This is a genomic window from Lysobacter sp. Soil_N_51 (assembly GCF_057655755.1).
Genome location: NZ_JBDGLR010000004.1, coordinates 53,039 through 76,327, shown reverse-complemented (window position 1 = coordinate 76,327; position 23,289 = coordinate 53,039). Strand labels below are relative to the sequence as shown.

Below are 23,289 nucleotides of genomic sequence, written 5' to 3'. Positions count from 1 at the left end.
ACTAATTCGATAGTTGACAGACCGATCCGGGCCATGCTCCCATCAGCCAACTAATAAACCAGTAGATACTCATGGCCCGACCCGCCTCGCCCACGCTGACCCAGTCCGAGCAAGCGATCCTGGAGGTGCTGTGGGACAAGGACGAGGCCTCGGTGCGCGAGGTCGCCGACGAACTGTCCCGGCACAAGCCGACGGCCTATACGACGGTGCTGACGATGTTCAACGTCCTGGCCAAGAAAGGCTTCGTGACCCATCGCCAGGAAGGCCGCGCCTTCATCTACCGCGCCGCGATCAGCCGCGAGCAGGCCCGCACGCAAGCCCTGGATCACTTGCTGCTGCAATTCTTCGACGGTTCGCCGAACCTGCTGGCACAGCATCTGCTCGACCGGCACGACGTAGACCGCGCCGAACTAAAGACCCTTCGCGACAAGGTCAGCGCCGCCAAGGCCCGGGGGAACACTTGATGGAAAGCCACGTGATCGAAAGCCTGATCGACGCCGCGCCGGCGTTCGCGGCCCAGCATCTGTTGCAAAGCGCGCTGTTGTTCGCGTTGGCCCTGGTGTTCATGCGGATGCGGACGCTCGACGCCGAATTGCGTTCGTGGCTGCTGCTGGCGGTGTTCACGCTGGCGACGCTATCGCCGTTGGCGGCGCTGCTGCCGGGCCCGCCCTCGCCCGCGTTCGCGGCGCCTGCCGAGCAATTGGCGCCGCTACCGGACGAAGGCCCGACGCCCGACGAGGCGGTCTACGAGGCCGGGCAACGCGCCGACGTGCTGTATCTGGAAATACCGCAATCGTTTTCGACCGTGCTGGCGCTGGCCTGGGCGCTCGGCGCGCTGTGGCAGCTGATGCGTTTGGTCGAAGGCGCACGCCAGGCGCGCCGGCTGCGGCGTTCGGCGCATCCGGCGCCGGCGCTGGAGACGTTGCTCGCGCGGGAGCTGCCGCGCCGTGCGCGGATCGTGACCACCGCCATCGACGGCCCGATGGTGGTCGGCCTGCTGCATCCCATCATCCTGATTCCGCGCGCATTGGCGAACACGCTGGACACCGATGCGCTGCGCGACATCCTGCGCCACGAGATCGCGCATATCCGCCGCGGCGACCTGTGGCTAACCGCCGCGGTCCGCGCCGTGCTGGCGGTGTTCTGGTGGAGTCCATTCCTGCGCCTGATCCATGCGCGCCTGGACCTGGCGCGCGAGATGGCCTGCGATGCCCGCGCCGCCCGCGGTTGCGGTGCGCGCGTGGATTACGCCGGCTCCCTGCTCAGCAGCGCCGAGACACTCCTGGACCTGGGCGAACGGCCGGCCTGGCTGGCGGTCGGCATGCTCGAACGCCGCAGCCATCTGGCTCAACGCATCGACGGACTGATCGAGCCCGGCCCCGGCGATGAACCGCGGCGCCGGCACGCGGCGGTGGCCGTGTGCGTCGCCGTGCTGCTCGTGTTCGCAGGCGTGTCGCTGGCGAACACGCCGCGTCTGGAGATGAGCGGCCGCCATGTCGCCGAACCCGACACTCAAGTCGTCGCCCTGCTGGCGGCGGCGAAGGCCGGCGATACCGCCACGGTGCGCAAACTCGCCGGCAGCGGCGTCGACATCGACGCGCGCGTGCTCGGCGATGGCACCGCGCTGATCCAGGCCGTGAGCGCGCGCAACCTGAGCACCGTCGACACCTTGCTGGCCTTGGGCGCCGATCCGAACCGCGCCGCGCTCGGCGAAGGCAATCCCTTGATCGTCGCATCGCGGCTCGGCGCGCAGCCGATCGTCGAACGGCTGGTGCGTGCCGGCGCCGACGTCAACCGGGTGGTGACCTACGACGAAACGCCGTTGATCAATGCCGCCCGTGCCGGGCATCTGGCGACGGTCCAGTACCTGGTCGCGCGCGGCGCCGACGTCAATCTGGGCATGGTCGCCGATGGCTGGCTGGGACGCTGGCGCTCACCGCTCAATCAGGCCCGCGATCCGGCCGTGCGCGCTTATCTGATCGGTCGCGGAGCGGTCGCAGGACAGCCCTGACCGACTCGTTTTCCGCTGCATCCGTTCGAACCTTTCCGGCGCGGGCCATGACCGTTCGCGCACGGCCCCGCTTTGTCCGCATTCCCGCCCACCCACACGACCGCCACAGGGTATGACCACGATGAAATCCATGATGCTCGCCTGCACGCTGGCGATCGCTTCGCTCGGCGCCGCCGCCCACGCGCAAACACCGGCCGATCGCGACGCGGCCCAGTTGAAAGCCGCGATCGAACGCGGCCTGCGCCCCAGCATCGTCAAGGCCGGCCAGAGCATGCCGACCTGGACCCTGCAGGAGCGCATGGCGCATCACAAGATCCCCGGCGTCGCCATCGCCATCGTCAAGGACGGCAAGCTGCTCTACGCCGCCGGCTACGGCGTGCGCGAAGCCGGCACCCACGACACGGTCGACGCCGACACGCTGTTCTCGGTCGGCTCGGTCAGCAAGATGATCGCCGCGGCGACCACGCTGCAACTGGTCGCGCAGGGACGCATCGATCTCGACCGCGACGTCAACGGCTATCTGAAATCCTGGCGCATTCCGGCCGCGCCCGCGATCAAGAACCCGACGGTGACGATGCGCATGCTGCTGTCGCACACCTCGGGCCTGGGCGTGCATGGGTTCCAGGATTATCTGCCTCAGGAAACCCTGCCCACCCTGCTGCAGACCTTGAACGGAACCCCTCCGGCCAAGAACGATCCGGTGCGCCTGCAGTACGAGCCGGGAACGCGCAGCGATTACTCCGGCGGCGGCATCATGGTCGAGCAGCAGATCATCGAAGACCTGACCGGCCAACCGCTGGACGCGGTCGCGCGGACGCAGGTGTTCGAACCCGCGGGCATGCGCCGCAGCACCTACGAAAACCCGCTGTCGCCCGCGCGCGGCAACATCGCCAAGGCCCACGACGGCAACGGCGCGCTCACCGCCCTGCCGCGCGGCTGGCAGTCCTTCCCGGAGCAGGCCGCCTCGGGCCTGTGGACCAGCGCGAACGATCTGGGCGCGTTCGTCGGCGCGCTGATCCGCAGCTATCGCGGCCAGGGCGGCTTGCTGCCGCAGGCCATCGCGACCCAGATGATGAGCGAGGTCTCGCCCAGCGTGCGCGGCCTGGGACCGGAACTCAACGGCAGCGGCAAGGCGCGCCGGTTCTTCCACAACGGCGACAACGACAGCTACCACGCCGCGATCGAAGGCTATCCGGAAACCGGCTACGGCTTCGCCATCCTCACCAACGGCGAGAACGGCGGGCGCATCCGCGGCGAGATCCGCAACGCGATCTCCGATGCCCTGGGCGACGGCATGAAGCCGCCGATCCGCACCATCGCGCTGGACCTGAGCGCGCCCCTCTACGCCGATTACGCCGGCAGCTATCGCCTCGATCCGGCGATCCCCATGGATATCCGCAGCGCGCTCGCCGACTGGTTCGACGTCGACGCGATCACGATCAAGGTGGCCAACGGCGCCATCACCATGGACGTAGCCGACGGCCCGTCGGCCTCGCCGTTGCTGCCGCTGAGCCCGACCCGGTTCTTCGCCTCGGCCGTCGGCGCCGAGTTGGAGTTCCATCGCAATGCACGCGGCGTGGTGCATGCGGTCAGCGTCATGGCCGGCAACTCGCGCGCTTACTACCGCCGGCAAGTCGCGCCAGCGGCGGGCGCCGGCGCCTCGCCCGATCGCAATCGCCCGAAGCCTTGAGCGCCGACGCCGCGCCGCGGCGCGCATGCGACCATCGCCGCGCGCGGCAAGTGCATTGAGCGACCGCGTGCGTGTTTCGTGCCCGCGGTACGCCCGCTTTCGCAGCCGCGACGCGCGACGTGGTACATAGGCACGACCCGCCTTCGATCGCGATCCTGGAACGATCAACCCCGTATGAGCCGACCGCGCGCATCCAATCCGGCCCGCAAGGCCGGCGAACACCTGACCATGGCCGACCTGGCCGAACTGGCCGGGGTTTCGGCGATCACCGTCTCGCGCGCCCTGCGCGACAGCCCGCTGGTCAATCCGGAAACCCGGGCGAAGATCAAGGAACTGGCCGAGCGCGAGGGGTATCAGTTCAACATCAGCGCGCGCAACCTGCGCCTGCGCCGCAGCATGACCGTGGCGGTGGTGGTGGAAATGAAACCCACGATCGAACGGCAGATGTCCGGCCCCTACCCCCTCGATCTGCTCGGCGGCATCAGCCAGGAGCTGACCTCGGCCGGCTACAGCGTGCTGCTGACCTCGCTGCAGGGCGGCGCGCTGCCCAGCGTGCAGGCCGCCGATGGGGTGATCCTGCTGGGCCAGGGCGCGCACGAAGACGCCATGCACGAGGTGCGCCGCTGGGGCCGACCGATGGTGGTGTGGGGCGCGGTCAGCCGGCACGAGTCGCAGATCGTGGTCGGCAGCGACAATCATCTCGGCGGCCGCCTGGCCGCCGAACGTTTCCTGGCCCTGGGCCGGCGTCGGCCGGTGTTCCTGGGCGACAGCGCGCACGGCGAATTCGCCGAGCGCCTGGAAGGTTTCCAGCGCACGCTGGCCGCGCACGGAATCGAGCCGTTGACCCCGACCGTGGCCAATTTCACGGTCAGCGCGGGCGCGCAGGCGGTACACGCCCTGCTCGATCAGCACCCGCAGTTCGACGCATTGTTCGCGGCCAGCGACCTGCTGGCGATCGGCGCGATCCGCGCCTTGATCGAACGCGGCCGGCGCGTGCCCGACGACGTGTCGGTGATCGGCTACGACGACACGCCGCTGGGCGCGACGTATCTGCCGCCGTTGACGTCGATCCATCAGAACTTCGTCGATGCGGGGGTGTCGTTGGCGCGCAAGATTCTGGCGCTGATCGAGGGGGAGCCGGCGCAGTCGGAGATTCTGCCTACGCATTTGGTGGCGCGGGTTACCTGAGGCGACGTCGGTTGTGGGGTTTGGCGACGCGCCAGTGGTTTATCGGAAGTAGACGGTTGCGACGTTGATGCGGATTCGCGGTCGCGGCTTGTGACCGAAGGAAATCCGGTAGGACGCCGCTCCTGCAGGTAGATGGCGTGGCATCAACCTCTGCTCTGCTTTAGCTCGAGTCTGAGGCCGCGCAGTTCACCCAGCGCTGCAAAGCCACTAACTCGCGTTAGCAACAGCTCACCCGAAGGGCGGCGTGCAGGATGCACGCCGTGCGTCACCGGGACATGGATGTCCCGTGTGGCGCATGCCTGCGTCAGCACCGCACGCGCGGGCTTTTGATCCACAAAAAAGCCTTTTTCTTTGGTTACCTTTTGACCGAAGGGAATCCAGACAGACTTTTGTTGCTTTAGACAAAAGAAAGTGACCCGCCGCTTTAGTGGCGGAAGCTTTTGATCTGGCTTCAGCTTTGAAAGCTTCGAAGCTTTTAAGAGCCTTTGAAGCCAGAGCCAAGATCAACAGCTTTCGTCCGCAAGCGGCCGAGTTACTTTCTTTTGTCAAAAGCGACAAAAGAAAGCTAACCAAAGAAAAACGCTTTTTTGTGGGTCAAAGGCCCGCAAGATCGTTGCAAACGCGGGCATGCGCCACACGAGACATCCTGTCTCGGTGGCGCACGGCGCACATCCATGTGCGCCGCCCTACGGGTGTGCTTTTGTTCTCGCGAGTCAGTGGCTTCGCAGCGCTGGATGAACTGCGCGGCTTCGAGCGAAAGCCGCATGGCCTCCCTGTAGGAGCGGCGCAAGCCGCGACCGCGAACCCGCATCAACGTCGCAACCGCTTATCGCCGACAGACCTCCCCACTTCACCCCGCGCGAAATCGGCACTCCGTCATGCTGCAACGCAGCGACGAAGCCGATGCCATACGACGGCACACGCCACGATTTTTGCGCATCGCAACAATTCTTAACCATCTGATCCGACGCGATAAATCGTGGATCAACCGCGACCTCCGAAGGCCTCCAGGCACACCGACGCGCCCGCCGTCCAAGCCCGGTTGTTATCGGTAACTTGACATCGATAACAATCAATCCCTACGGTCCGCCACCAAGACAACACCGCGCACCATCGCAACCCGCCGCATCCCCGATGCCGCCCACCCCGCTTTCAGGCCTTACGCGTGACCCCGAACCCCGCTCCCGCGACATCCGCATCACCCCAAGACACCGACGCCTGGCGCCTGCGCCAAGAGCATCACGACCCTGCGCTGCGTCGCCGCGACGAAACCCTGTTCGCCCTGGCCAATGGTTCGCTCGGCGTGCGCGGCGGGTTCGAGGAAGCCGACGGCGGCAGCGACGGCAGCTTCCTGGCCTCGGTATTCGAAAAGCACCCGATCCACTACCACGAACGCTTCCCGGGTTTCGCCCGCAACACCGACACCCGCCTGCCGGTCGCCGACGGTCAGCGCATCGCGGTGTGGCTGGGCGCGCAGCGGCTGGACATCGATGACGCGCAGTGGTTGGCGTTCGAACGCGAACTTGACCTGCGTAGCGGTCTGCTGCGCCGACGTCTGCGCCTGAACACCGCGCAAGGCCACGGCATCGAAATCCGCGCCGAGCGCGTGCTGCCGTTCGACAGCGGCGCGGCCGGGGTGGATCTGCTCGCGATCCGCTACACCGTGGCGTCGATCGATTACACCGGCCCCATCACTCTGGCCTCGGCGATTGAATGCGGCCACGCCGCGGCCGAACAAGGCGACGACCCGCGCATCGGCGTGGCTTCGGCCGAAGGTCTGCAATTGCTTTCGCGCCAGGCCGACCGGCGCAGCGCGGACGTGGTCCAGGCGACCCGCCGCAGCGGCGTGCGCGTGGTCTGCAGCCAGGCGCATCGTCTGGGCGAAGGCGTGAGCTTCTTTGAGGCCGAGATTGGCGAGGAGCATGTCGCCCAGCGCTATCACGCCCAATTGCAGCCGGGGCAATCGGCGACGATCGAGAAGTTCGTCGTCTACGCCACCGACACCAGCCCGCACGCGACCGACCTGCCCGCGCACGCTGCGCAGGCCCTGCATCAAGCGGTAGCGGATGGCTTCGACGCGATCGCCGCGCGCCACGCCGCGGCGCTGGCCGAGTTCTGGGACGGCGCGGAATTGTTCATCGACGGCGATGCCGCCGCCGAACAGGCGCTGCGTTTCAACCTGTTCCATCTGCTGCAATCGGCCGGCCGCGACGGCGTCAACGGCACCGCCGCCAAGGGTCTGACCGGCGAAGGCTACGAAGGCCATTATTTCTGGGACACCGAAGCCTTCATGCTGCCGGTGATGGCGTACACCGCGCCGGAGGTCGCGCGCGCGATGCTGCATGCGCGCTTTCTCGCGCTGGAACCGGCGCGCAAGCATGCGCGCGAGATGAATCATCCGCGCGGCGCGCTGTTCCCGTGGCGCACGATCACCGGTGGCGAATGCTCGGCGCATTACCCGTCGGGTTCGGCCGCGTATCACATCAATGCGGCGGTCGCGTATGGGCTGGGCCTGTACCTGGACGCGACCGGCGATCTGGATTTCCTGGTCGAATGCGGCGCCGAAATCCTGTTCGAAACCGCGCGCATCTGGCCGCAGATCGGTCATTTCAATCCGCGCCGCGGCGGCGCGTTCTGCATTCACGAAGTCACCGGCCCGGACGAATACACCGCGCTGGTCGACAACAACTTCTATACCAACCGCATGGCCCAGCAGCATCTGCTGCGCGCGGTGCGGGTGTGGGAGCAACTGCAACGCGAACGTCCCGAACAATCGCAGGCCCTGGCCCAGCGTCTGCAACTGGACCCGCACGAGATCGACAGCTGGCGCCGCGCCGGCGAGCGCATGTTCCTGCGTTACGACGACGCGCTGGGCATCTACGCGCAGGACGACACCTTCCTCGACAAGCCGCGTTGGCCGTTCCCCAAGCACGAGGGCGAGCACCGTCCGCTGCTGCTCGACTACCACCCACTCACCTTGTATCGCCACCAGATCTGCAAGCAGGCCGACGTGGTCATGGCGCTGGTCCTGGCCGGCGACGGCATCGGCGCGGACATCAAGCGTCGCAGCTACGACTACTACGAAGCGGTCACCACCCACGACTCGACCTTGTCGGCGTCGGTGTTCGGCATTCTCGCCAGCGAAGTCGGCCACGCCGATCAGGCGGCGAAATTCTTCGGCGACAACCTGCGCGTCGACCTGGACGATCTGCACGGCAACACCGACCACGGCGTGCATATGGCGGCGCTGGCGGGGACGTGGCTCGGGCTGGCTTCGGGCTTCGCCGGCTTGCGCACGTCCAACGGCGTGCTGAAGTTCGCGCCGACTCTGCCGCGACAATGGCGCGGTTTCGGTTTCGGCCTGCGCTGGCAAGGCCGGCGCCTGCGCCTGCGGGTCGATCGCGACGGGGTCGAATACACCTTGCTCGACGGCGCGGCATTGCGCATCGAACACGCCGGCCACGCGATCGAACTGAGCGCCGATACGCCGGTGCGGGTCGCGCTCGCCCAACCGGGCAGCCAACCCGGCGAGGACGGCAAGCTCGCGTTCCCGCGTCCGGCGCGGGCGCTGATCTTCGATCTCGACGGCGTGCTCACCGACACCGCGCAGACCCACTACCGCGCCTGGAAGCGCATGGCCGACGAAGAAGGCCTGCCGTTCGACCAGCATGTCAACGAGCAGCTCAAGGGCGTCGACCGGATGAGTTCGCTGGACATCATCCTGCGCCACGCCGGCAAGGTGCTCGGCGCCGAACAGAAACGCGCGCTGGCCGAACGCAAGAACGGCTACTACGTCGAGGCCATCGCCGAAGTCACGCCGAAGGATCTGTTCGCCGGGGTCGAGCGCGTGCTCGAACAGGCGCGCGCGCGCGGGCTCAAGCTCGGTCTGGCCTCGGCCAGCCGCAATGCCGCCGCCCTGCTCGACCGCCTTGGCATCGCCGATCGCTTCGACTACATCGCCGACGCGGCGCGGATCGCGCGGGCCAAACCGGCGCCGGACATCTTCCTGGATGTCGCCGCCGCGCTCGGCGTCGCGCCGTCGCTGTGCATCGGCGTGGAAGACGCCGCCGCCGGCGTGGTCGCGATCAAGACCGCCGGCATGGCCGCGGTCGGCATCGGCGACGCGACGACGCTCGCGCGTGCCGATGCCTGCCTGCCCGACATCGCGTCCTTCGATCTGAACGCTTTCGTTTCGCCCTGACCGCGTCGGCACGTACCGCCGCGGCAGACCGCCTTGCAGTTCAACAATCCATAACAACCGGGTGGGGAGATCACCATGCACCACGCAGCCTTCAAGCAAACCCGTCTGATGCGTTACGCGCTGTCCGCGGCGATCGCCGCCGCGCTCGCGCCAGGCCATGCATTGGCCCAGGACGCGGCCGCCGCCGCGCCGCAGGACGCCGCGCCGGCCGAAACCTCCGCCACCACCCTCGACGCGGTCGTGGTCAGCGGCACCGCGCGCTTCAAGGGTTTGCGCAAGCGCGACGCCAGCTTCTCGATCACCACCGCATCGCTCGAGCAGATCCAGGAAGCGGTGCCGCTGAGCACCGCCGACGCGCTCAAGGTCGTGCCCGGCATCTGGGCCGAATCGGCCGGCGGCAGCACCGGCGCGAACATCTTCGTGCGCGGCATGCCCTCGGAAGGCGACGCGCCGTTCGTGACCGTGCAGATGGACGGCGCGCCGCTGTTCCCGCCGCCGACCCTGTCGTTTCTGGAAAACTCCACCCTGTTCCGCATGGACGACACCATCGACCGCATGGAAGTTCTGCGCGGCGGTCCGAGCCCGATCTTCTCCAACGGACAGCCCGGCGCGACGGTCAACTTCATCCAGAAGAAAGGCGGCGAAGAACCCGCCGGCAGCGTGCGCGTGGGCGTCGGCAGCGACAGTCTGCGCCGGGTCGATCTGTTCAACAGCGGCAAGCTCGGCGAAGGCTGGTATTACAGCGTGGGCGGTTTCTACCGCACCACCGACGGCGTGCGCGACACCCAGTTCCCGGCCGACAAGGGCGGCCAGCTCAGCGCCACCCTGACCCACAGCTGGGACAAGGGCGAGATCACCGTGTACGCGCGTCACACCGACGACAAGAACGCGTTCTTCACTCCGATCCCGCTGCTCTCGCGCAACAACGGCGGCAGCCTGTCGAGCTTCCCGGGCCTGGACGCGCAGACCGGCACCCTGCTCGGCAACGACTTCCGCCACGTCACCATTCCGACCGGACCGAACGGCCAGAGCATCAGCCGCGATCTCGCCGACGGCCGTGGCATCAACCTCGACGTGTTCGGCGCGTCGATGGACTTCTATGCCGGCGACTGGACCATCAGCGACCGGGTCAACTTCGTCAGCGGCAGCGCGCCGACCAACGGCCTGTTCACCGGCGCCAGCCCGCAGACGCTGGGATCGTTCATCGCTGGATTCGGCAGCGCCGGCACCGCGACCTACGTCAACGGCGGCGGCGCGGTCGATCCGAACCAGCAGGTGTTGACCGCCGGGTTCTGGGTGGTCGACAAGGAAATCGAATCGTTCACCAACGATCTGCGTTTCAGCAAGGATCTGTTCGAAGGCAACACGCTGACGGCCGGCGTGTACTTCGCCAAGTATTCGTCCAAGGACACCTGGTATCTGGGCAACAACATGCTGCTGACCGCGCAGAACAACGCGCGCCGGATCAACCTGACCCTGGCCGACGGCCGCCAGGTCACCCGCGACGGTTTCACCGGCACCTCGTTCTTCTCGCTGCGCGGCGATTACGACGGCCAGAACACCGCGGTGTTCCTCGCCGACGAATGGCAGATCAACGACCGTCTGCGCCTGGACGGCGGCATCCGCTACGAGTGGCAGCAGGTCGACGGCACCGTCCACGACACCGCGACGGTCGATCTGGACGGCAATCCGAACACGCTATACGACAACGCCACCTCGATCTCGTTGCCGAGCAGCCGCCGCATCGATCAGGACGACAAGCATTTCTCCTGGACCTTGGGCCTGAACTACAAGCTCAACGAGACCTCCAGTGTGTTCGCGCGCGCCAACTCGGGCTACAAGCTGCCGACCTTCGATGCATTGCGCGACGGCAACAACAAGGTGCAGGAAATCGATCAATACGAATTGGGCTTCAAGTCCGGCAATTCGGTCTACGACCTGTACCTGACCGCGTTCTACAACAGCTTCACCAATTCGCCGTTCCAGGCCTTCCTCGACGACGGCACCAACTTCACCACCGCCGGCGATTCGCGCGCCTACGGCGTGGAAGTCGAAGGCGCGGTGCGGCCGATCGGCGGGCTGGAGCTTGCGCTGACTGGCGTGTGGCTGGATGCGAAGTACGAGAACTATCGCGAGTTCACCGGCAATCAGGTCATGCGCCAGCCCAAGCAGCAGTTCCGCTTCACCCCGAGCTATTTCTGGACCTTGCCGTTCGGCGATCTGAAGATCTTCGCGACTTACTCGCGCATCGGCGATCGGTTCGCCGACCTGGCCAACACCCAGAAACTGCCGTCGTACGAGACCGTGGATGTCGGCGCGAACATGCATGTCGGCGACAACTGGGAGTTCGCGCTCAGCGGCAGCAACGTGACCAACGAACTGGGCCTGACCGAAGGCAACGTGCGCGTGCCCGGCGCGGCGACCGGCGGCGTGTTCATGGGCCGGCCGATCGCGGGGCGTTCGTATCTGTTCTCGGCCGCGTACAAGTGGTGATGCCTTGAGCCCCTCTCCCGCGAAGCGAGAGAGGGGTTGGGGTGAGGGCCATGATCGCCGCGCGCCCTCATCCGCCCCTTCGGGGCACCTTCTCCCGCATGCGGGAGAAGGATTCACTCACCATGCCGTCAAAGCCCCTCTCCAGCGAAGCGGGAGAGGGGTTGGGGTAAGGGCCGATGATCGCCACGTGCCCTCATCCGCCCCTTCGGGGCACCTTCTCCCGCACGCGGGAGAAGGATTCGCTCACCATGCCGTCAAAGCCCCTCTCCCGCGAAGCGGGAGAGGGGTTGGGGTGAGGGCCGATGATCACCGCGCGCCCCTCATCCGCCCCTTCGGGGCACCTTCTCCCGCACGCGGGAGAAGGATTCACTCACCATGCCGTCAAAGCCCCTCTCCCCCGAAGCGGGAGAGGGGTTGGGGTGAGGGCCCATGATCGCCGCGTGCCCTCATCCGCCCCTTCGGGACACCTTCTCCCGCACGCGGGAGAAGGATTCAAAATACGCGATAGATGATCCGCCGGAGCCTGCATGACCGCCAACACTTCCAGTCGCCGCCTGATGATCGTGGCGATGATCCTGACCTACATGATGTTCGGGATCCTGCTCAACAGCGTGGGCACGGTGATCCTGCAGTCGATCCAGGGCTTCGGCATCACCAAAAGCGACGCGAGCATCCTGGAAGCCTTCAAGGATCTCCCGATCGCGGTCGTCTCCTTCCTCACCGCCGCATTGATGCCGCGACTGGGCTACCGCCGCGCGATGATGCTGGGCCTGGGCATCGTCGGCGTCGCCTGCGCGCTGATGCCGCTGCTGTCCTCGTTCTGGATGACCAAGGTGTTGTTCATCGCCACCGGCGTGGCGTTCGCGCTGACCAAGGTCTCGGTGTATTCCTCGATCGGCCTGTTGACCGAGGGCAAGCAGGCGCATGCCAGCCTGACCAGCATCATCGAAGGCTGGTTCATGGTCGGCGTGCTCGCCGGCTACTGGATCTTCGCCTGGTTCATCAACCCCGATTCGCCGGCCGACCCGGTCTGGCTGCGGGTGTACTGGCTGCTCGCCGCGGTGGCCGCGCTGATCGTCGCGTTGCTCGCGTGTTCGCGCATGGACGAATCGGCCGCGCGCGACGGCCACGCCGCCGCCGATTCGTTTCTCGACATGTTCCGCCTGATCGCCCAGCCGCTGGTCGCCGCGTTCCTGGTCTCGGCGTTCCTGTACGTGCTGATCGAACAGAGCGTGGGCACCTGGCTGCCGACCTTCAATCGCGAAATCCTGCACCTGCCCACGACCATGAGCGTGCAGGCCGCGAGCATCTTCGCGGTGTCGCTCGCGTTGGGCCGGCTCGCCGCCGGCCTCGCGCTGCGGCGCGTGCCGTGGCACTGGTTGCTGATCACCTGCGTGGTGGCGATGGCGCTGCTGGTGATCGTGGCCCTGCCGCTCGCCGGTCAGGCCCAGCCAAGCGACGACATGACCTGGGCGCGCGCACCGCTCGCCGCGTATGTGTTCCCGCTGATCGGATTGTTCATGGCGCCGATCTATCCGGCGATCAATTCGGTCGTGCTCAGCTCGCTGCCTAAATCGCGGCATGCCGCGATGACCGGCCTGATCGTGGTGTTCTCGGCGCTGGGCGGCACCACCGGTTCGTTCATCACCGGCCAGCTGTTCGCGCGCATCGGCGGCGGCACCGCGTTCTATCTGTCGCTGCTGCCGATGGCGCTGTTGCTGCTGGCGATCGCGATGCTCAAGCGCCAGTCCAATCGCGCCGAACGCGCGATCGCGGCCGCTTGAGCACACGCGCCGTTCGCGACCGACCATCGGCATTCTGTTTCTCCCAGGGCTGGGCTATGCTCGACCTCGTGGCTATGGGCGTCCTTCCTTCTACTTGAAACTAGGGTGCCCGCTTCCCACACAGCCCGCCTCACGGCGGGCTTTTCATTGAGGACCTCGCGGAGGCACGGCGCATGAATGGAATCTACCTGCGGCGACGCGGCAAGCTGTACGTCAAACCCGGCGACGGCGGCGTCAGCGCGGCCGAAGTGGCGATGGTGCAGAAGGAAACCGAAGCGCTGGGTTACGTGCTGTCCGAGGCGGTGGTCGAACGCCTGTGTACGCTCTCGATCGAGCAACTCACCCAGGTGCTGCGCGAACTGCGCAAGCATCTGGCGCCGATGACCGGCGCGCACCGAAAGCACCGGCCCTTGTTTCCGGATTTTCCGAACGGCTCGATGATGCTGGCCGAGGCCGAGCTGTATCTGCGCGCGGTTTACCACTACCTCACCCATCGCCGTCTGCATCTGCAGCAGCCGATGGAAACCACGCCGCTGCTGCACGGGCGCGAGCCGCGCGAAATCGACCTGGGCAGCGCCGAAGATTTCGAAGCCATCTGCACCCGGCTGGCCAAGGCGCCGACCTCGCTGTCGGCGCAGGACAAGACCGACCTGTTGTGGTTCATCAAGCAGTACCAGGCCCAGGTGTTCCGGTTGCTGCCCGAACAGATTCCGTTCAAGGAAAACCTCGCGCTGATCGGCGCTGGCTTGCTGCGCTACGCACCGGGCGCGGCCACGAACGAATTCATCGCAACCCGATTCAAGACCGCGACCGACCTGCTGCGCCTGGCCGTAGCCTTGAACGACGGCGATGTTTCGCTGGCCGAACCGACTCGATTCAAGGCGATGAAGCGCACGCAACGACGCCTGCTGCTGGACGGGCTGGAAGCCTGCGGCGATCCGACCGAGGACATGCGGCGTTGGCGCGAACGCTGGAAGCGCCTGGGAGAAGTGCTGCATCCGGGCGACTACCGCGAACGCTGCCCGAACACCTGGCGCGCGTTCCAGGTGCTACGCGAGGACCTGCCGTTCGAGAGCTTCAACAGCGCGATCGAACGCGAACTGGAGCAAGGCCGCACCGATGCGGTCGCGCAGCGCTTGCGCGCGCGTCCGGGCGAACTCGCACGCCGGCTCGATCACCTGCTGCGCGGCGACCTACCGGCGCGGGCCGTGCTCGATCACTTCCGCGCCGTCGCCGAACGGGTTTCCACGCCGGTCCTGCTGCAGGCCTTGAGCCAGTTCGAACATCGCGGCGAATCGGCATTACGCACCTTCTTTCCGAAGGGTGACGCGGCGCGCGCGTGGACGCTGCACGATCGACGCGCTCCGATCGACGCGCGCGTCTTGGCCGATGTCATCGCGATCTGCCGCGATGCCCTGCGCAGCCGTTTCGCCGAACGCGCGCCGCTGGGGCGCTGTTACATCGACCCGGCCCTGGCCGACATGCGCGTACCGCTGGCCCAACGCTCGGCCTCGCGCGCGCTGCGCACGCTGGTGCGCGGCAGCCGCCTGCCGCTGCCCGACACCCGCTTCATCCGCCTGTTCCTGTGGTGGACCAACGGCCGCGAGCGCACCGACATCGACCTGTCGGCGGCATTCTTCGATCGCGATTTCGTGTTCCGCGACGTGGTCGCCTACTACAACCTCAAGGGTTACGGCGGCCATCACAGCGGCGACATCGTCGACGCGCCGCAGGGCGCGTCCGAGTTCATCGATCTGGACCTGGCGCGCTTGCGCGAGCTCGGCCTGCGCTTCGTCGTGGTCAGCATCCACAGCTTCACCAACCAGCCGTACTGCGACCTGCCCGAGTGCTTCGCCGGCTGGATGGCGCGCGGCGATGCGAACTCCGGTGAGCCGTTCGAAGCGCGCACGGTCGAGGATCGGCTGGATCTGGCCTCGAACCAGCAAAGCTGCCTGCCGTTCGTGCTCGATCTGCAGACCGATCAGATCCTGTGGACCGATATCGGCCTTGGCGGTTTCCCGCGCTGGAACAACGCCGCCAACCACCTGTCGGGCATCTCGCTGATCCTGCGCGCGATGACGGCGCTGGCAACGCCGGATCTGCGGACCTTGTTCGAATTGCATGCGCAGGCGCGCGGCGAACTGGTGGATACGCCCGAACAGGCCGATACGGTGTTTTCGATGAGCGAAGGCATTACCCCGTTCGATGTGGATCGGATTCGCGCCGAGTTCCTTTGAGCGCTCTCATGCAGGAGCGGCCTGAGCCGCGACCGCGGCAATGCGGCTACGGCGCGGGTCCCCGCAGCCGGCGCCGTTGTCGAGATTCCGCGGTCGCAGCTTACGCAGCTCCTACAGTCGGATACGGGGCCCCCGTCCGCATCGGACGCAACGCGGGACCGACTTCGCATGGCCTACCTGTAGGAGCGGCGTAAGCCGCGACCGCGCAGTGGCCGTTCGCGACGGATACAGGCCATCGGGCATTGACGACGCGTGCGGATGGATGGTCCGGCCGTCGACGTGTGGTGACCGGATCGATGCGCCTTGCGCCGGCTGGCGTGGGTCGCGGTCGCGGCTTACGCCGCTCCTACAGGGGGCGGCCGAGCTGCATCTGGTTTGAGGTTCGATGCAACGCGAACTGATGCAAGCCGCGACTCAAGCGTTTCGCTTCAACGCGATCAGGCTCTGCGCGGTCGCGATCAATGCGTCCTCGCGCGGCCGCGGCACCCAATCCAGCACGCGCTGGGCCTTGGCGCTGCTCGCGTTCTTGCGCTTGCCCAGGTCCGGGATCACCTGCCGCACCGCCGGGTCGCGCAACGCGGCCAGGCGCACCATCCAGTTCGGCACTTGCCGAGTGGCCACTTTCGCCGCCGCGGCGCCCAGATGGCTGCGCAGGGTCTGGGCCATTTCCTGCACCGACATGAAGTCGCCGGCGACGGCCAGGAAGCGTTCGCCGTTGGCGGCCGGATCGGTCATCGCGCGCAGGTGCAGGTCGGCGACGTCGCGCACGTCGACCGCGCCGAAGTGCAGTTGCGGGCAACCGGGCAAGCCGCCGTCGAGCATGCGCTGGATCAGGCCGATCGAGGTCGAATAATCGGGCCCCAGCACCGGGCCGAACACGCCGACCGGATTGACCACCGACAATTCCAGCGGCCCGCCCTCGCGTTCGATGAAGTCCCAGGCCGCGCGTTCGGCCAGGGTCTTGGATTTCGGATAGGCCGCTACGTCGCCGCTCAAGTCCGACCACACGGTTTCGTCGAAAGGCTCGGTACGACCGGGATGGCCGTAACCGATCGCCGCGAACGACGAGGTCAGCACCACCCGCTTGACCCCGGCGTCGCGCGCGGCGCGCAACACCCGCAGGGCGCCATCGCGCGCCGGCACGATCAGGTCGTCTTCGTGTTTGGGCAATCCGGGCGGGAACGGCGAAGCCACGTGCAGCACGTAATCGCAATCGGCAACGGCCCGGTCCCAACCGGCGTCATGTTCGAGATCGGCGACGACGAACGACAGCCGATCGCCCGGATCGACTCCGGCCTTGCGCACCATCGCCCGCACCGCGCTTTCGCGCTCGAGCGCGCGCACGCTGGCGCGTACGCGATGGCCCGCCTGCAACAACTGGACGATGCAATGGCTGGCGATGAAACCCGAACCGCCGGTGACGACTACGGTGGACATCGGCGCTGTCTCGCAGTGAGCGGCACCAGGATTAAAGCCGGCACGAGGATCGAAGCCGGCGCGATCGCGCGGCGACCGGCATGCGCGATTACTCCGCCCCCGCCGGCTCAAGCAGCACGTACTCGCCCTTGGCCCCGTAGGTCTTGCCGGCGCGCGCGCACAGCGCTTCGCCGCAACGAGTCAAGGCGCCCGACTGGGTCGCGTACAGGATGTCCTTGGCGAACTGGGCGCGCTCGATCTCGCGCATCGACTTGCGCATGAAATACCAGCTGCTGCCGACCGCCAGGATCGAGCCGACCAGCAAGGCCGCCACGCCCTTGTAGATCAGCCCCTGTTGCGAGCGCAGCAGGCCGATGTGCTGGTCTTCGAGCGCCTTGGCCGCGCGTTCGGCGAGTTCGGCGCTTTCGCGCAACTGGGTACCGATCGGACCGAAGGTCTGATCGACGCCGCGGCCGATCGCCTCGCGGGTCTGGTTCTGCACCGCGTTGATCAGCTGGTGGGTGAGTTCCTGCGCCCCGGTGCCCATGCCCTGCGCGGTGCGATGCAGTTCGTCGGCGCTGCGGTCCACATGCTGGACCGCGCGTTCGCTTTGTTCCTGCATGTGCTGGGCGAACACCGCCAGATCGGCGGCCAATCGTTTCAGGTCTTGCGCGTCCTGCACTTCGTTCTCCGTCAGGGTTACTGACCCGGCATGCGCGGCTGCATGCTGGGCGGTTGCTGCTGCTGGTGCGGCGGTTGTTGTTGCTGCGGCGGTTGCTGTGGCTGCGCCTGCTGCGATTGCTGTTGCGACGCCGCCTGGGATTGCTCGGCCTTCATCTGCTGGTATTGCTCGCGTCCGTTCTGCAGCCAGGCCTGGCCCGCGTCGGAGCGCGCGTGGTCCTGCGCCGCGGCGCGGAACGCGCCGTCGTCGCGATTGCGCGCGGCCTCGGTCAGGCGGGCGAAGGTGCGATCGATGTCGCTGCCTTCCTGCGCCGCCGGTTGCGGCGTCGCCTGCTTGCCCGGGGTATCGCCGATCGGCACCGGCCGGCGCTCGAAGCGGCCGTCCATGCGCTCGTCGATCGGTTCCTTGCGGGTCGGATCGGCGACCGAGTGATCCTTGACCTGCTGCTTGCTCGCGACGACGTCGGTGTGGTCGCGCTGACCGTCGCGGAAATCGCGGGTGGTGTAGAAGAACTGATGCTTGTCGGACCGGTGCACGACGTTGAGTGTCGGGTCCTGCGGTTCGGCGCGCTTGTCCAGGAACGGCTTGTCGCTGAGCCCGTTGAGGTAATCGGTCATCAGGTTGCCGCTGCGGATCGACAGGCCGTTGAGCTCGTAGCTGCCGCCGATATTGCTGTGCGCGCCGCCGACGGTGACGTTGAGGAAGCGTTTGTCCTCGCTGAAACCCTCGCGCAGGATGCTGGTCGACTTGAACAGGTCGCGGCGTTCGTCCTCGGCGGTGATCTGGAACGCCGACATCACCGACGGCGGCAGGCGCCGGTCGTGATTGCGCGGCTCGCCGGTGCCGACCGGGTCGAACAGACCGACCGCCTGCGGCACCTGCCCCGGCGCCACCAGCGGCGGCTTGCTGAACTCCACGCCGGTGATGTTGCCGTCCTTGTCCTTGCTGTAGGTCGCGCCGCTCGGGTCCTGGATGCCTCGCTCGTGGACCAGTCGCGCGAACGCGGCCTCCTGCTCGGCGCCGCGGCTGAAACCGATCCCGGCCACGTTGATCTGCGCCTTCGGGTCCTGGTCGAGCCATTGCTTGGACTGCTCGGTGAACTGCCGGTACATCTGCTCCACGCGCGGCTCGAAGGTGCGCCCGCTCATCTGATCGCGGGTGCTCTTGAGCCAGCCGTCCTGGGTGCCCGGCCCTTCCACGTAGCCGTAACCGATGTTGCGGTGCATGCCGGCTTCGAGTTGCTGCACGACCCCGGCCACGTTGGTGTGGTTCTTGGGGTCGTCCTTGTACATGCTGTTGCCGGTGCCGTCGAAGGCGGCAACGAACAAGCGCGCATGCGGATCGCTGGAATCGAGCATCAGCGGCGCGCGCAGTTGCGACAACTGGCCGCTGGCCTGCACGTAACTGTCGAGGTCGTGCTGGTCGGCGGGATAGGTCTTGACGCCGTCCGGATTCTTTTCGCCGCCCATCGCAAACTCTCCTTAGCGCTGCGGTTGTGGTACTGCCGGGTGCTGCGGCTCGGGGCTGCGGCTCAGTAGGTCTGACTGAAAACCTGGATCAGGTCGGCGCGGTAATCGCTGTTGGCATTGCCGGGATCGCGCGGCGCCTTCAACGGGATGAAGGTGCGCATGTAGACGTTGATGGTGCGGTCGTCGACTTCCAGGATGATTTCCGGATCGCCGATGCTGATGCCCGGCGCGATGTCCTCGCGCGCGACCTCGTGCCGCACCAGCCGGTCCTTGAAGATCTCGCCGATGTCGATGCGCGCGCTGTGTTCGCTTTGGTCCTTCGAACGCCAGGTGACCTCGGCCGGCGGCGGGAAGTTGACGATGTCGATGTGGCCGGCCTTCATCAGGCTGCGGTAATCGGCGCCGAACGATTCGGTCGAGGCGCTGAGCTTGGTTTCGTCGGGCTTACCGTGCGGAAAGCCGTGGTAGACGATGCGGCAGCCGTAGGTATCGAAGCAGTAGGCGCCGAAGCGGTGACGCTCGAAACGCAGCGGCCATTCGGCCGAGGTGCCCGCGTCGGTGTGCGCGGCGGCGGACGGGCTGGAGGCGGCGGACGTAGACATGGCGGTTTGACATCCTGTTGCGGCAAATAGGGCAAGCATCGCGGCCAGGGCGCGCGCGCGGCGGGCATGCGCCTGCCGGCGATGCGGTTCGCAACGCGGCACGGCATGACGGCGACGGCGGCCGGTCACGGATTGACTGTCCATCTGGGTCCCTTCGCTGGCTCCGGCACACTAGCATCGGCTCGTGGGCGAACCCACTGTACGGATAGCTCCCCTTCCGTACTGCGCTGCGATGTGCTGGAGCACGAGGCTGGAGTTTGCACGCAATCGGCGATAAGACTCAACTAATGTGCCGATCTTTGGCTTCGCGCTCTAATGCTTGTGAGCATTTGAGTGGCGGGTTTGCGCTGGCGGCGCGGCGATCGGGCGGTTCTGGGCCCGACCGTGCGGGAACGGCAGCGGGCCGGGTCGGCGAAGTGGTGGGTTCTTCGGTGCGAGGAATTTGCGACCAATTGCACTGTTTCGGTTGGCTGTGGCGCGGTGGTCCCGCAATCGGATCACTTGCTACGACCACCCTACGCCTACCCTGCAGCCGCAGCTCATCATGTAACCGCACTTTTATCAGCACATGACCGCGCTTCCTCAAGTCGTCATTCCCGCGAAGGCGGGCTCCGCTTCACTTCGGCGGAGCCGAACATCCAGGGACTTTCGTGCGAAAGGGCATGAAGTCGCAAACGTTGCACTTCAATCTTTCGGTTATCGCGTTGCCTGCATGAAAGCAGCGAACATATCGACTTCGAACGTTCTCGCATGAAAGGCACTGGATGTTCGGCTCCGCCGAAGTGAAGCGGAGCCCGCCTTCGCGGGAATGACGGGCTGGGAGTATCTCGGCAAAACCGAAACTCATCCCTCCTTGAAAGGGCCCGCCGTACTTACTACCGGGCCGCCCCCTACAACCGCAACTCACTCTCCCGATCGAAGAAATGCATCCGTTCCGCCGAATACGACAGATGCACCGTGTCGCCGACCTTCGGCAAGTGGAACGGCGGCAGGCGCACGACCAGGTCGCAGCCGCCGCAGCCCAGGTTCAAGAAGGCTTCGTTGCCGACCGGTTCGACCACTTCGACCTTGGCCGGCAAGGTGTCCGGGCCGGCTTCGGCCGGATGCATGTCTTCCGGGCGCAGGCCGATCATCAGTTCGCGGCCCAGGTAACCGCGCACTTTTTCCAATAGTTCGCCTTCCGGCCGCAGACGCAGTTCGACGCTGTCGGCGATGCGCAGGTACAGGGCGCCTTCGCGTTCGACCACTTGGCCCCATAAGGTGTTCATCTTCGGGCTGCCGAGAAACGTCGCCACGAACAGATTGACCGGCCGGTTGTACAAGGCCATCGGCGTGTCGATCTGCTGGATCTTGCCGTCCTTCATAACCACGATGCGATGGCCCAGGGTCATTGCTTCGACCTGATCGTGGGTGACGTAGATCATGGTGGTCTCGAGCTGCCGATGCAGGCGCGCGATCTCGACCCGCATGGTCATGCGCAGCTTGGCGTCGAGGTTCGACAGCGGCTCATCCAGCAAAAACACCTGCGGCTTGCGCACCAGCGCGCGACCCAACGCGACGCGCTGACGCTGCCCGCCCGACAACGCGGCCGGCTTGCGGTCCAGCAGCGATTCCAGTTCCAGGGTCGCGGCCGCGGCCTTCACTCGCTCCGCGATCTCGGCCTTGCTCGCGCCGCGCAGTTTCAGGCCGAAGCCGAGGTTCTCGGCCACGGTCATGTGCGGATACAGCGCATAGCTCTGGAACACCATGGCGATGTCGCGATCCTTCGGCGGCATGTCGTTGACCACCCGGTCGCCGATGCGCAGCTCGCCCGAGCTGATCGACTCCAGCCCCGCGACCATGCGCAACAAGGTGGATTTGCCGCAGCCCGACGGGCCGACCAGCACCAGCAACTCGCCGTCGTCGATCTCGAAACTGGCGTCGGCGACGCCGACGTAACCGTTCGGATAGACCTTGCGCAGCTGCTGCAGAGTGACCTTCGCCATGAATTCTCCCGACAATGCGATCGAGGCGATGCATTTGTGCCCGCCGTGGGCTATTCTGCCATGTAACCGTTTTCATGCACGCCCGCTTCCAATTCGATTGGCTCCGGAGGCCACGACGAATGACCGATTCACGCTTTGCCGCCGACCGCACCTTCCCGAACGGCTTTCTGTGGGGCGCCGCCACCGCCGCGCACCAGATCGAAGGCTCGCCGATGGCCGACGGCGCCGGTCCCAGCATCTGGACCCGCTTCGCCCACACCCCCGGCATGACCCTCAACGGCGACACCGGCGATGTGGCCTGCGACCACTATCGACGCTGGAAAGAAGACATCAAATTGATGAAGGAGCTGGGCCTGCAGGCGTATCGCTTCAGCGTCTCGTGGTCGCGCATCCTGCCCGAGGGCACCGGCCGGGTGAATCAGGCCGGCCTGGATTTTTACTCGCGTCTGGTCGACGAACTGCTGGCCAACGGCATCGAACCGCTGCTGACCTTGTACCACTGGGACATGCCGGCCGCGCTCGACGACCGCGGCGGCTGGCTCAACCGCGACTGCGCCGACTGGTTCGCCGAGTACGGCCAGGTCATGTACCGCGCGCTCGACGGCCGGGTCAAGAAGTGGGTCACGCTCAATGAGCCGTGGGTGATCACCGACGGCGGCTATCTGCACGGCGCGCTCGCGCCGGGCCATCGCAGCCGCTTCGAAGCGCCGATCGCCTCGCACAACCTGATGCGCGCGCACGGCGCGGCGGTGCAGGCCTATCGCGCCGAAGGCAAGCACGAGATCGGGCTGGTGGTGAACATCGAGCCCAAGTACGCGGCCACCGATTCGGCCGAAGACGCCGCCGCGGTCAAGCGCGCGCACGCCTACATGAACGAGCAATACCTCGATCCCGCCCTGCTCGGCACCTACCCGCCGGAACTGCGCGAGATCTTCGGCGAAGCCTGGCCGGAATGGCCGCAGGCCGATTTCGACCTGATCAAGCAGAAGCTCGACTTCATCGGCGTCAACTACTACACCCGCAGCGTCACCAAGGACGCGATCAGCTACCCGCTCAACACCGGCGTGGTGCGGCAGCCGTCGGGCACCTACACCGAGACCGGCTGGGAAGTGTTCCCGCAGGGCCTGACCGACACCCTGACCTGGGTCAAGGACCGTTACGGCGACATCCCGATGTACATCACCGAGAACGGCGCGGCGTTCTTCGATCCGCCGGTGGCCGAGCCCGATGCGAGCGGCGAACGCCGCGTGCGCGATCCGCTGCGCATGGACTACCTGCAAAAGCACATCGGCGCGATCCACGACGCGATCCAGGCCGGCTGCGACATCCGCGGCTATATGGTGTGGTCGCTGCTGGACAACCTGGAATGGTCGCTGGGCTACTCCAAGCGCTTCGGCGTGGTGCATGTGAACTACGCCACTCAGGATCGTACGCCGAAGGACAGTGCGCGTTGGTATTCGAAGGTGATTGCGAGTAATGGCAAGTTCCTGGAAGAACCGTTGCCTTGAGCCGGGATTCGGGATTCGGGATT

At 66.5% G+C, this 23,289-nt stretch carries 14 protein-coding genes; 9 read left to right on the top strand and 5 right to left on the bottom strand.

Annotation, left to right across the window (positions count from 1 at the left end):
- Nucleotides 1-71: 71 nt before the first annotated feature.
- The 8 genes from AC3A4T_RS08150 (at nucleotide 72) to AC3A4T_RS08115 (ending at nucleotide 15,604) form a co-directional block, all read left to right on the top strand.
- Nucleotides 72-464, top strand: coding sequence for a BlaI/MecI/CopY family transcriptional regulator (locus AC3A4T_RS08150; RefSeq protein ID WP_487674922.1), 393 nt, complete (start codon nucleotides 72-74; stop codon nucleotides 462-464).
- A complete protein-coding gene (locus AC3A4T_RS08145; protein WP_487674921.1) occupies nucleotides 464-2,011 on the top strand; it encodes a M56 family metallopeptidase in 1,548 nt (515 codons plus the stop codon). The genes AC3A4T_RS08150 and AC3A4T_RS08145 overlap by 1 nt, the downstream gene beginning before the upstream one ends.
- 121 nt (nucleotides 2,012-2,132) lie before the next feature.
- The gene (locus AC3A4T_RS08140) at nucleotides 2,133-3,701 is read left to right on the top strand and encodes a serine hydrolase (protein ID WP_487674920.1); all 1,569 of its coding nucleotides are present in this window, start codon (nucleotides 2,133-2,135) and stop codon (nucleotides 3,699-3,701) included.
- 174 nt (nucleotides 3,702-3,875) lie between these two features.
- The gene (locus AC3A4T_RS08135; protein ID WP_487674919.1) at nucleotides 3,876-4,889 is read left to right on the top strand and encodes a LacI family DNA-binding transcriptional regulator; all 1,014 of its coding nucleotides are present in this window, start codon (nucleotides 3,876-3,878) and stop codon (nucleotides 4,887-4,889) included.
- Nucleotides 4,890-6,054: 1,165 nt separating this feature from the next.
- Nucleotides 6,055-9,090 (top strand): beta-phosphoglucomutase, encoded by a 3,036-nt coding sequence (gene pgmB / locus AC3A4T_RS08130; RefSeq protein ID WP_487674918.1) that lies wholly within the window; start codon nucleotides 6,055-6,057, stop codon nucleotides 9,088-9,090.
- A 108-nt stretch (nucleotides 9,091-9,198) separates the two neighbouring features.
- The gene (locus tag AC3A4T_RS08125; RefSeq protein WP_487675189.1) at nucleotides 9,199-11,583 is read left to right on the top strand and encodes a TonB-dependent receptor; all 2,385 of its coding nucleotides are present in this window, start codon (nucleotides 9,199-9,201) and stop codon (nucleotides 11,581-11,583) included.
- Between the two features lie 527 nt (nucleotides 11,584-12,110).
- A complete protein-coding gene (locus AC3A4T_RS08120; protein WP_487674917.1) occupies nucleotides 12,111-13,367 on the top strand; it encodes an MFS transporter in 1,257 nt (418 codons plus the stop codon).
- Between the two features lie 173 nt (nucleotides 13,368-13,540).
- Nucleotides 13,541-15,604: a TerD family protein gene (locus tag AC3A4T_RS08115; RefSeq protein WP_487674916.1), complete on the top strand. Its 2,064-nt coding sequence runs from the start codon at nucleotides 13,541-13,543 to the stop codon at nucleotides 15,602-15,604.
- Nucleotides 15,605-16,018: 414 nt separating this feature from the next.
- Here the strand turns inward: AC3A4T_RS08115 and AC3A4T_RS08110 are convergent, their stop codons facing one another.
- The 5 genes from AC3A4T_RS08110 to AC3A4T_RS08090 all read right to left on the bottom strand — a co-directional run bounded on the left by AC3A4T_RS08110 (nucleotide 16,019) and on the right by AC3A4T_RS08090 (nucleotide 21,758).
- Entirely contained in the window at nucleotides 16,019-17,041 is a 1,023-nt protein-coding gene (locus AC3A4T_RS08110; protein WP_487674915.1) for an SDR family oxidoreductase, read from the bottom strand.
- 88 nt (nucleotides 17,042-17,129) lie between these two features.
- The gene (locus AC3A4T_RS08105) at nucleotides 17,130-17,702 is read right to left on the bottom strand and encodes a hypothetical protein (protein ID WP_487674914.1); all 573 of its coding nucleotides are present in this window, start codon (nucleotides 17,700-17,702) and stop codon (nucleotides 17,130-17,132) included.
- A gap of 17 nt (nucleotides 17,703-17,719) precedes the next feature.
- Nucleotides 17,720-19,171, bottom strand: coding sequence for a phospholipase effector Tle1 domain-containing protein (locus tag AC3A4T_RS08100; RefSeq protein WP_487674913.1), 1,452 nt, complete (start codon nucleotides 19,169-19,171; stop codon nucleotides 17,720-17,722).
- A 62-nt stretch (nucleotides 19,172-19,233) separates the two neighbouring features.
- Nucleotides 19,234-19,773 (bottom strand): hypothetical protein, encoded by a 540-nt coding sequence (locus tag AC3A4T_RS08095; protein ID WP_487674912.1) that lies wholly within the window; start codon nucleotides 19,771-19,773, stop codon nucleotides 19,234-19,236.
- A gap of 890 nt (nucleotides 19,774-20,663) precedes the next feature.
- Nucleotides 20,664-21,758 (bottom strand): ABC transporter ATP-binding protein, encoded by a 1,095-nt coding sequence (locus AC3A4T_RS08090; protein WP_487674911.1) that lies wholly within the window; start codon nucleotides 21,756-21,758, stop codon nucleotides 20,664-20,666.
- 119 nt (nucleotides 21,759-21,877) lie between these two features.
- On the opposite strand from AC3A4T_RS08090, the gene AC3A4T_RS08085 reads away from it, so the two are divergent.
- Complete coding sequence (locus tag AC3A4T_RS08085) at nucleotides 21,878-23,266, top strand: GH1 family beta-glucosidase (RefSeq protein ID WP_487674910.1); 1,389 nt, start codon at nucleotides 21,878-21,880, stop codon at nucleotides 23,264-23,266.
- Nucleotides 23,267-23,289: the final 23 nt, after the last annotated feature.

What these genes read in the sequence shown, in the direction of transcription:
- AC3A4T_RS08150 (WP_487674922.1), top strand. Translation starts at nt 72, where the DNA reads ATGGCCCGACCCGCCTCGCCCACGCTGACCCAGTCCGAGCAAGCGATC.
- AC3A4T_RS08145 (WP_487674921.1), top strand. Translation starts at nt 464, where the DNA reads ATGGAAAGCCACGTGATCGAAAGCCTGATCGACGCCGCGCCGGCGTTC.
- AC3A4T_RS08140 (WP_487674920.1), top strand. Translation starts at nt 2,133, where the DNA reads ATGAAATCCATGATGCTCGCCTGCACGCTGGCGATCGCTTCGCTCGGC.
- AC3A4T_RS08135 (WP_487674919.1), top strand. Translation starts at nt 3,876, where the DNA reads ATGAGCCGACCGCGCGCATCCAATCCGGCCCGCAAGGCCGGCGAACAC.
- AC3A4T_RS08125 (WP_487675189.1), top strand. Translation starts at nt 9,199, where the DNA reads ATGCGTTACGCGCTGTCCGCGGCGATCGCCGCCGCGCTCGCGCCAGGC.
- AC3A4T_RS08120 (WP_487674917.1), top strand. Translation starts at nt 12,111, where the DNA reads ATGACCGCCAACACTTCCAGTCGCCGCCTGATGATCGTGGCGATGATC.
- AC3A4T_RS08115 (WP_487674916.1), top strand. Translation starts at nt 13,541, where the DNA reads ATGAATGGAATCTACCTGCGGCGACGCGGCAAGCTGTACGTCAAACCC.
- AC3A4T_RS08110 (WP_487674915.1), bottom strand. Translation starts at nt 17,041, where the DNA reads ATGTCCACCGTAGTCGTCACCGGCGGTTCGGGTTTCATCGCCAGCCAT.
- AC3A4T_RS08100 (WP_487674913.1), bottom strand. Translation starts at nt 19,171, where the DNA reads ATGGGCGGCGAAAAGAATCCGGACGGCGTCAAGACCTATCCCGCCGAC.
- AC3A4T_RS08095 (WP_487674912.1), bottom strand. Translation starts at nt 19,773, where the DNA reads ATGTCTACGTCCGCCGCCTCCAGCCCGTCCGCCGCCGCGCACACCGAC.
- AC3A4T_RS08090 (WP_487674911.1), bottom strand. Translation starts at nt 21,758, where the DNA reads ATGGCGAAGGTCACTCTGCAGCAGCTGCGCAAGGTCTATCCGAACGGT.
- AC3A4T_RS08085 (WP_487674910.1), top strand. Translation starts at nt 21,878, where the DNA reads ATGACCGATTCACGCTTTGCCGCCGACCGCACCTTCCCGAACGGCTTT.